Origin of the sequence: Zwartia vadi, assembly GCF_030410375.1 — a bacterium.
GTDB classification, from domain to species: Bacteria; Pseudomonadota; Gammaproteobacteria; order Burkholderiales; family Burkholderiaceae_B; genus Zwartia; species Zwartia vadi.
Map to the genome: position 1 here is coordinate 1 of NZ_JAUHHE010000036.1, position 1,762 is coordinate 1,762.

General features: G+C 56.9%; 1 protein-coding gene and 1 pseudogene. Both read right to left on the reverse strand.

Annotated features, from left to right (window positions below):
* Positions 1-115 precede the first annotated feature (115 nt).
* Positions 116-1,126: pseudogene (gene tnpC / locus QWY27_RS15190) on the reverse strand (IS66 family transposase); the annotation flags it as partial.
* 117 nt (positions 1,127-1,243) lie between these two features.
* Positions 1,244-1,762, reverse strand: a 519-nt coding sequence (tnpB, locus tag QWY27_RS15195; protein WP_353958781.1) for an IS66 family insertion sequence element accessory protein TnpB, incomplete at its 5' end; no start/stop codon positions are given.

Below are 1,762 nucleotides of genomic sequence, written 5' to 3' on the forward strand. Positions count from 1 at the left end.
GATCTCCAAACGTTGGTTGGGAGATCAGAAAGCGCCAAAATTTATGTCATGTCAATAACCGGTGAATACTAGCGAACCTCTCTGCGTTCGGCTAGCGCCGCAACATAAATTTCGGCGCAACATAACCTGCATAGGCATCCGCCTGAAGAATGCCCTGATAGGCCTTCAGATGGGTCTGGGGATGAATCCCCTTGCGATCCGGCGAGTAGCGAAACCAGACGGCAGGTGGGCTCGTTCCACCCGAAGGTCGATCGTCTCGGGCATACACCCAAAGCCGTCCCGTCTTGGTCTTACCCGTGCCCGGTGCCAGCACTTGGATCGGGGTGTCATCGGCATGGAGCTTCTGGGCGACAAAGACATACTCGCGCAAGGCACTGATCAGTGGCTCCAACAAGGTGTGCACGCCACCCACCCAATCACCCAGGGTGCTGTCGCTCAGCTCCACATTCTGGCGCGCATAGATCTGGGTCTGGCGATAGATCGGTAGATGATCAAGGTATTTGCTCACCATCACGTGGCTGAGCAATCCAGGGCCGGCGTAGCTTCTGGGAATCGGGCGGCTCGGTGCCGGTGCCTGCACAATCGTGTCGCAGCAGCGGCAGGTGAATTTGGGTCTGACATGGCGGATCACCTTGAAGTGCGCAGGCACCCACTCCAGCGTTTCGCTGACATCCTCACCCAGACGCACAAAGTCGCTGCCACAGCTGGGGCAGGCAGACTCGGCGGGCAGGATTTCCTGGGTTTCACGGGGCAGATGCTCGGGCAAAGGCTGGCGGGAAGGCACCTTGCGCTCATGCGCTGCAATGGTTCGTGTCTCGCGCTGGCTCTGGCGCACACCTTGGTTGATGTGAAGTTCCTCGAGCTCCAGGGACAGCTGGTCAATCTGGCGCTCCAGGCGCTCAGACTTCTGACCAAAGAGCATGCGCTTGAGCTTGTCGATGAGCAACCCCAGCCGCACGATCTCGGCCTGGTCATCTCGCTTGGATGCTTTGAGCGATTGCGTTTCAAATCGCAGTGCATCGCGTTCGACAATGACCGCATCGGTCATGGCAATTTGGGCCGTCAACAAGGCCTTGAGTTCTTCGACATTGTTAGGCAGTGACGGGAGCGTTTGCATGAGGGATATTTTACCAAGTCACTGCAAAAATCACTACACATCATTACCTTAAAAGCCAATCAATATGCGGGTTTGCAACACATTGACCGCTCTGAGCAACACCCTGATTGAATAACACAATCTCACTCAAACCTGGGTGGGCACCTGCGTGCGTTTCGGGGCTCGCCAGTCGATACCTTCAAGCAGCATGGAGAGCTGCGCAGGCGTCAAATGCACGCTGCCCGAGCTTGCCTGTGGCCATACGAATCGGCCCTCATCCAGACGCTTGGTCAACAGACATATCCCATCACCGCTATACCAAAGCAGCTTGATGCGATCACCACGCCGACCACGGAAGACGAACACGTGTCCGCTGAACGGGTCGCGATCCAGCGTGATCTGCACCAGGGCAGCCAGGCCATCGAAACTCTTGCGCATGTCGGTCACGCCGGCCGCAATCCAGACCCGTGTGTTGGGCGGTGGTCCGATCATTGCAGCGCCTCGATGGCGATGCGCAATAGCTCTGCTGGACATCCGGGGTAAGCGTCTGCCGAACACATATTGCCAGAGCACTTGTTTTGATGATTGATTAGGGCATGGTAACTGTTGGCTGCCAGCGATGTGGCAACAACTCTTGAATCTGGCTGGCTTTCTGGGTCGGCAGTC